The organism is Pseudomonas agarici (assembly GCF_001543125.1).
Classification (GTDB): Bacteria; Pseudomonadota; Gammaproteobacteria; order Pseudomonadales; family Pseudomonadaceae; genus Aquipseudomonas; species Aquipseudomonas agarici.
The window spans coordinates 966,614-974,888 of record NZ_CP014135.1 but is presented as its reverse complement, the minus strand read 5'-3'; the positions used below and the strand labels follow the sequence as shown (position 1 = coordinate 974,888).

The window sequence follows — 8,275 nt, the reverse complement described above, 5'->3', positions numbered from 1 at the left end:
AGCGACGGCCATGCGGAGATATTGGTACCGGCCAGCTACCTGAGTGGATTGGGCCATGGAACTTCCCTGTCGGCGACGTTCAAGGCGACGTTTGATCGCAGCAGCGTCGAGGCCAATGCGCTGACGTTCCCGGCGCACGGATTGAGGGTGGAAAACAACCCGCGCATCCTGACGGCGCCGGCCATGCGAGAGTCGGACTTACTTAATGACACTCTCAACCTGGTAAAACCCGTCACGAGCGTCACCATCGAAGTTGATTACCTGGGTATGCAACTACAGGACCAGATCACAATGGTCTGGGAAGGTACGGTTGGAGCAGGCTCCACAACACAAACCAAAACAGTCACGACACTGGGGCGCCAGACATTCTCGGTCAGCAGTACCGTCATTACGCCCAACCATAATCGAACGGTAAGGATCTACTACCGTGTGCTACCGAAGGGCGCAATCGAGGAAATGCCACCATCGCCGACGCGGAGCATTTCCATTGTTAATACCGCACTGACCGGTCGTGCTACCTATCTTGACGGTACATCCCCTCATAGCTATCGACTGACGGCTCCCTTAACGCTCATCATTACACTCCCCGCTACCCCAGACTATACGGTGCTGCTAACCACCCATGCGAATAGCACGGATAGAGTCACCAGAATACGTGAAGCCGACTCAAAAGCGATGCATCACTATTTTATCAATCGAATCGGAAGCGAACCTGCCCCCTCATCAAATTTAAATCCGACCAACGTACCTGGAATCTGGTATCGATACACTCTAAGTGATAGGCCCGCGCAGATCGTAGGCCCAAGACTTCTTGCCGCAGGCTCTACTTTTTACAACGTCATTGGCAACATGGCAACGTTGGAGTTTGTAAAAGTAGGAACTGTGACCACAGGTACAATTTCGGCTGGAACACTCCTCGAATCTTTTATGGGGACAAACAGACTTTTGTATAACAGCTTCGTATTAACCAACAGCATTACCTTTAGTGCGCCATAGTTCTTTGTCTTATTCAGGACGGGACACAGAAAACCAAAAGAGGAAGCCAAGGCTTCCTCTTTTGGTTTACACGGATCGCTTACCAGCTATAGCGGATCCCGACATTGGCACCCCAGGGCTGGTCAATCTTCTCGCCCTTGCTGAAGTCCAGGTCCGCATGCACTTGCCATTTCTCGCTCAACGACATCGCCACACCAGTACCGATCTCCACCCGCGAACCCGACAGGTCGTTGTGGAACGTGTTGTCGTTGACCTGCACCTTGTTGTTCTTGGCGAACTCCTGCACGAACGCCGTGCGCAGGTAAGGCTGAGCCACGCGACCTTCACCCATGTCGAAGTTGCGCCCGCCCGTCACCCCAACCTTACCGAGCAACGACAAGGTGCGACCGTTTTCCGCCTTCAGGCCGTTGTCCAGCTTGTAGTCCTTGGCTCCTATCGCCATCGCCGTGACCTGTACCGCCGGCTCGACGAAGTAGTCGTTGTCCAGCTTGATGTGCTTGCCGAACTCTCCGGAAACACTGGCACCCAGATCCTTGTAGTTGCCCTTGGCCTTCTGGCCGTCGCTGAGCGCCACCGAGGCCTTGTTGTGGAAGCTGTTGAGCTTGGCCACACCGTCGAAGTAGTAACCGCTCTGCTCATCCAGCCAAGTGGTATATCCACCGATGTAGGTACTGTGCACCGTGCCATGGGTACCACGGCCCAGGCTCAAGTCGGATTTGCTGTAGCCTGCCATTACACCGGCCAGCCATTGCCCGTCACCCACCGGCAGACGCCCGTCCGCACCGAGGGAAAGGCCCTGCTGAACCTGGTCATAGGCGCCGCCCTTGCCAGCATCGACCTTGTGCTTGTTGCCATAGGTGCGCATCCAGCCACCGCTCTGGCCGCCGTTGAAGCGCAGTTCACCCATGCGCGAACGCAGGGAGGTCAGCTCGCCGTACATCACGGTCGGCGCGACATTGGCCAGGGCCAGCACCGAACGGGTGCCGGGGCTGATGACTTTGGTGGACGGGTCCAGGTGCCAGTCCTTGCCATCGTCATCGGCGATCAGGCTGTAGGAGTAGGTCCCGACGTCCACGCGGTCGCCCAACAGGCTGAAGGTCGCGCCGCCATCGGCGGTGCGCACGACATGCAAGCGGTCCTCGGACAGCGGATCGGCACCGCTGCTGCTGATCAACAGTTTGTGCTCGCCCTCGGAGGTGCCGGTAACGTTGAGGAAATCACTCTGCAGGTGGGCGAAGTCGGCGGTCATGATAAAGGTACCGTTGCCCGCCAGGTTTTCCACGTCCAGTTGATAGAACGCACCGGGGTCGCCGAACTTGACGTTACCGCCGGCCATGTTCAGGTCACCGATGCTCTGGTGGTCGGTCATCACCCAGGTGGCATCACTGTTGAGCGCCAGGGTATCGACATTGTCCAGGCGACCGGTGAGGACCGAACCGTTGTTCAAGGCCACGTGGGCGGTGCCACCGGCATCCTTGACCACATCGCCGGTCATGGAAGCGCCGTCCAGGCTCAGGTCCAGGGTGCTGGCGTTGCCGACCTGGATATTGCCGGTCAGGGCGCTGTTGCTGACGCGCATATTGGCGTTGGCACCGTTGGCCAATTCCACCATGTTGCCGTTACTGCCCACCAGGGTCGAGCCGTTGCGCACGTCAATTTCGCCAGTGATCAGGGTGTCGAGCAGAATCGCCGGTCCGGCCTGGCCGATTACATGACTGTTATCCAGGGTCAGCTCAGGCTGCGTACCGCTCGGAGAATTACTGTCACGGGTCATGAGCACACCGTTGGTGGCACCGGTGATCAGGCTGCCAACAGCCGTGGCTTCACCGCCACGCAAGATCAGGCCTTCACGGCTCTCACCGGTCACGGCGGAGTTGTTCAGCAACAAGGTACTGAATTGTGTAACGTTCGCACCGTAGGTCGCACCGGTGATCGTACTGTTGTTGACCACGGCTTCGGAGCCAGTAGTGGTCGCAGGGTTACGTACCACGTCCAGGCCACCGGCCATGGTGCTGCTGATATTAGAGTTGGAAATCGTGCCATGGCTGTTGGCCAGACTTACGGCTACCGTTGCAGCAGTAGAGCGTACCCGGCCACCGTCCATGTTCAGGGTGGAGCCTGCCATTGCCCGAATATCATTGGTCCGGCCACCGGCATGAACATTCAAGGTCGCACCGTTCCTCAGGATATAGCTGTCCGACAGAGTGGAGGAGGTGACATTAAAGGTTTTGCCATCGATTTCAGTGGCAGCGAAAGCTTGTCCGCCAAGAAAGTACAAAGGTGCGATAGCCATCAATTTGATAGCTGTAAATAATCGTGTGTGATGAAAACGTGGTGTTTTGATATTACTCATGTCATGCGGCTCTCAGAAAAGTTCCAGTTAGAACCCGGATCCCCGTATCGAATAGGTCTCCGTTTTCAAGGCCGTTCAGACTACATACCGACTTAACTTACCTATGTAGGATTTTTCTCCATTATAAGTAGTAAAAGTATTATAAAAAATAATCAAAACACACATTCTCTGCGTAACCGCTACGTTGACTTACAGGTTCAATCGGAAGATGTCGACGTGCAATATAAAAAAACATCCAGGTAGCACGCTACCCGGATGCTGAGTCAACGTATTTCAAACCCGCTAGTGGCCTCGTGTGGCACCCGGCACACAAGTCCCAGACACGGCGCCGCTGCGCACATCCCACCTGGCACGCACCTCATCGGAAGTCCCCCGATCCTCGCTCGATGGCCTGAAAAGGCTCCAGGTAATACCGACATAACCCCGACCTCCCGTCTCGGTATACATGCCGAAATAGGGCAAATTCAGCTCACGAGTAAAACCATCCTGGACGTCATTGAGCCTCACCTCATATTCAGAAGAGTCCACTTGGCTTCCGGGTACCAATGCAATGGGGTTGAAGGTATATCTGACCGCATGAACAACGACAATATCACCAGGTTCCAACGTGCTGCTGTCGAAAATTCTGATGGGAACTCCCAGCCATGGTTCATGGGCACACAGAATAGTGTCGTTGGCATTTACTTTTTCGAAAACAGGATCCTGCAATCCTTCCAAAACAAAAACACGGACACTGACAGTTTCTGACGGAGAATGTTTGTAGTTGTTTGCATTACTAATCTTGTAATAGACAGGAATCTGGCCATTGCCATACAAGTCAATAGTGCTCCACGGAATAGTCAACCTCACTTCAAAGTCGGGATCCTCGTCTCCCTGTACCGTGTAGCTATCTGTCAATACGCCCGGCGCCGTACCGTAATACAGCTCAATGGTCTCGCCCGCCAGAGAGCCTGGATAGATGGTAAAAGTCGCGTGGGCATCGTCCCCCCGATCGCTCGGGATCAGGACGTTATCCATTTGCGAAGTGCCTTTTACCAGAGGGAGCTCAAGGATTGGGTCCTCTGGACCCGGTCCAGGGTTGACCACACCCGGCTCTGTCAAATTGACTTCCACTGAAGCTGGTGGAGCGCCGTAATCGTCACCACCACGCCTGACAATGTACGTCACGTTTGCGTCGTACTCATTACCCGGTGCCGCCACCACGTTGTAATCGGCGATGAATGACAAGGGAAATAAAGGTGCCAGTCCAAGTCGTTGATCACCGATGTATGTACCGTGCCAGTAGCAGTAGACCACATCATTTTGCAGGTAATCGGTGAAGGTCGGCACTTCCACCACCACGCCATTGCGTGCCATTTCCTTATTGATCAACGGTGCCCCTACGACAACCGGAGGCTGCAGCCCAGTAGGCGGGTTACTGAGTTGAACATTGACTGTCGTCGGAAACGAGGTCTGGGTAAAGTTGCCGGCCCGGTCCGCGATCTCATAGGTAATCGCCTTGTCACCTTCTCCACGGTTCGTGATGATCAGGGACGATACGAAGACGTTAATCGGTCCAATATCAGGGACGAGGCCATCCAGGGTCGCTGTAGGGCTTGTGCCCCAACGTATTTGCCAGGTGTCGCCGGGCCTGCTGTCTACAGGACGCGGGATAGTTAGCGTAATACCGTTGCCATGACTACTCAGGTACTCGGGCGTGAGGGTATTTCCTGGCAAATCCGCAGGCAGTTCGATCGCCCTCGGCTGATTGTTGAGATTGGGGTCCACAGTGTCTACAAAAATAGTAACAGGATCAGATTCCGCAGGGTTTTCACCGTTCAGCGTAACGATATACCTGATTTCTTTTTCTCCATGCTGCTGGAGCAAAGAAGATTGGACGGTGATTGACACAGGGTCGTCCGTGATAGGGCCTGGAAAGTCGAAAATACCAACCGGTCGAGTTCCGATGTAGGCGATGACCGTGTCCACCTCCCCAAGTTGGTCCGACGCATGCATCCACAACGGAATATCAAAATCAACCCCATTCACTTGGGCCTCAACGGGGACTACGTTAGTCTGACTGTCGCCGACGATGTCCTCCAGAGTATTGGTCGGAATCGGCGCCGCTGCGGGAGGATCGTTGTCTAACAGACCATTATTAATAGAAGTAATCTTTTGCGTTGACATGTTTGCAAGCTCCTTACAAAAGCGGACAAATCCCGGGCTGAACAAAACCATGGGCGAACGCCCAAAGGATGTCGTGATGAAAGAAAGGTACTTCCACCCAACAACGCGCCGTAGACGAATCGGGAAAGAAATCGGTCGGCTTGCGTTGAAGTCAAAACCATTAAACAAACATCCGGTTGTTGGCGAAACTGTCAGTGTTGACAGGTGCCAAAAAGCCGAAAATGTGCATCAGCCAAATGTTGTATATTTTTTTCAACCTGCTAGAAAAAACACCTTGTGTCATAACACTGGGTAGCAAACAACCACCGCCCTGCTCCAAATCACTCTAAAGAATTTGGAGGTATTCAGCAGTCTCAAGAAAGAGTTCAACCGAACGTCGGGTATGTTGAATTGAAGCTATCAGACCTATATGAAGGGGTTCATTTATTGAGTGCAACAAAAGGATCAGAAGGGCCATGGCCCTTCTGATAGACAGATCGCCACAAGCCGGACGATTCAGTCTTCGCCAAGGCACGGAGGCTGGTTGACGCGAATCAGACTGATAGGTAGCAATCTCTCCCCCGATTTGCCCACCCCACCCTGCGCCTTGATCAACCTGTAACCTACAACCGCACAGCCATTCCTCGGGCTGTCCGACCCTTCCGCAGGCTTGATCAACCCGGGAAGTTTGACGTAAGGATCGAACGGCACTACGAAAATATAACCATTGAGGGCCTCTTCCGCTGTCAATGTATGCGGGAACACCTCCACCGTTTCCGGGATGACCGGTGCGTTGTTGGTGGCACCGGCATGGCCGACCCAGGACAGTTCTATTTTATCGCCCATCGCCAACCGCACGGGGTCACCCGGTATTCTCACCCGAACCCCAAGCCAGGGCAGATGCGAACAGTTGATAAACCCCGAGCTAGGTCCCCCGTCATAAGTAACATCCGGAAACTCAGGGCGCGCCAATCCGATGATGGGGATCACATTGACGTTGATCGGTGTGTCAGGCGCGCGTTGCCGGTTCACCCCATTGAATGTCCAGTAGTAGGCCTGCACCACGGCGTTGCCGACAGGTTCGACGATAGCCCAGGGGATGAAAAACTCCACTTCATCTCCTTCTCTCTCGCCGGTCTGTACGGTGTGGGTATCCACCGGCGTAGGATGCGCGGCCCACATCAATTCGAGTTCCTGACCCGGACGGGGATCTGCATACAAGGGCACGACAGCTCGAACGGGCCTGCCGGCATCGGCGCCGGTAATGATGTTATCGCCGGTTACCCCCTTGATCGTCACCTGTTCGAGCCGATTATTGATCGGATCAGGGTTGCCCGGATTGACCGGACCAGCGACGGTCAGGTCAACCGGTACGAAGCGTGGATCGGAAGGCCTTGCGGTGCCGATACCCCGGCGCCAGGTATAACGGGCCAGAACGGTACCCGGCGTGACTTCGAAGCCTCCAGCGGACAAAATGCTCCAATCGATAGCGACCCTTTGCGGCCAGGTCAGGGAGGCGTCGAACACGATCACGGGCAGAGGAATCATATTCCAGAACGGGCTGATGACATCTCCATCCTCGAGATCGAGGACTCGGTCGATGAGCATATAAACGCCACCTGGGGAACGGGCGTCCTCCAAGTCAACCAGCCCGTCGTCTGCTTGTGGCACCCGGGGAGCGGGCAATGTTATGGGAGAAGCCGTCAGGTTGACCCGAACCAAGGCACGATCGGAGCGCAAGCCGGTATTTCCAGCCCTGTCGATCAGATGGTAGTAGGCTGTGAATTCACCGTTGCCGTTGCGACGAATATCCTCACCCTCGAAGATCAGCTCGACAGGCGCGCCGTCCTTGTGCATTTGCTCGATTTCAACGCTAGCCACCGGATCGAGATCTCGAAAGGGTAAACGCTCCCAATAGGCTTCGACCACATCCTCAAGACGTATGTCGGACCAGTGCTCCACGGTGGCGACCACGCGATCACCATTGACCGCCAGATAGGCATCGGTGACCCCATCTCTCTCCACCTCCGCCGGGAACTTCAGTTTCACCCACGGTTGCGCCTGATTGGGCCCTTCCTTATCGATATTCACACTGATCGGATGCGAAAGCTCCGTCGGGTTTCCCGATACCAGTTCGACCACATAGCGCACCTGATGTGGGCCTGAAACGCCCAGTTTGAGAGCGGGGATAAATCCGAAAAAGGGAATGATTTCGCTTCCATAAGGGGCCATCACGGTGCGCGTGTCAACCGGCTTGGCCTCATCGTCCCAATAAAACTCGACCGTTGTAATTTCTCCGGGGTCCAGCGTCCCCGATCCACCCCACAGCTCAACGACTTCTACCCGTAAGTCCTGGGATTGAGCTGAACGGGGGATCACGTAGGCGCTCTCGTCCGCTAGCAGCGGCAGTGCATCGGGGACATGAGGTTCCTTGAGCGCCTTCGGGGTTTCTTCGTTTCGAGAGGGAAACCCAGTGGCTGCTGACTTGGCTTCAGGCATGTCTGTTCTCCTTGCGAGGTTGACCAACGAAGCGGCCGCTGACCACCGGGTTGGGGCATGACCAACCGACAAGGCCGTGGAGAACATTTAATGCGCAAAGCCCTGGAGCGGATACTGTCAGAAATGACAGGTCGCGGGGCCTTACGTCTGAAAAGCGAAGCCGCCAGATGCCGTTGATCGGGGATTGCCTGGCAGTTTTTTGGCTTGATGTGCTGCATTACGACAAAAAAGCCCCTGTCACTAGGGCTCCATTCGCTGCGATTTGAGGAAAAAAGGCATTAC

At 55.0% G+C, this 8,275-nt stretch carries 4 protein-coding genes; 1 reads left to right on the top strand and 3 read right to left on the bottom strand.

Annotated elements, in window-relative coordinates; all coding sequences use genetic code 11:
- A partial coding sequence (locus AWM79_RS04405) for a hypothetical protein (RefSeq protein ID WP_167375414.1) occupies positions 1-996 on the top strand: 996 nt, incomplete at its 5' end.
- A gap of 79 nt (positions 997-1,075) precedes the next feature.
- Here the strand turns inward: AWM79_RS04405 and AWM79_RS04400 are convergent.
- From AWM79_RS04400 to AWM79_RS04390, 3 genes are all read right to left on the bottom strand, one after another.
- A complete protein-coding gene (locus tag AWM79_RS04400) occupies positions 1,076-3,289 on the bottom strand; it encodes an autotransporter outer membrane beta-barrel domain-containing protein (RefSeq protein WP_017130903.1) in 2,214 nt (737 codons plus the stop codon).
- Positions 3,290-3,631: 342 nt separating this feature from the next.
- Positions 3,632-5,515 carry a hypothetical protein gene (locus AWM79_RS04395; protein ID WP_060782232.1) on the bottom strand — a complete coding sequence of 628 codons (1,884 nt, stop codon included), beginning with the start codon at positions 5,513-5,515 and terminating at the stop codon, positions 3,632-3,634.
- Positions 5,516-6,010: 495 nt separating this feature from the next.
- On the bottom strand, positions 6,011-7,993 hold the full coding sequence (locus tag AWM79_RS04390) for a hypothetical protein (RefSeq protein ID WP_017130901.1): 1,983 nt from the start codon (positions 7,991-7,993) through the stop codon (positions 6,011-6,013).
- Between the last annotated feature and the right edge of the window lie 282 nt (positions 7,994-8,275).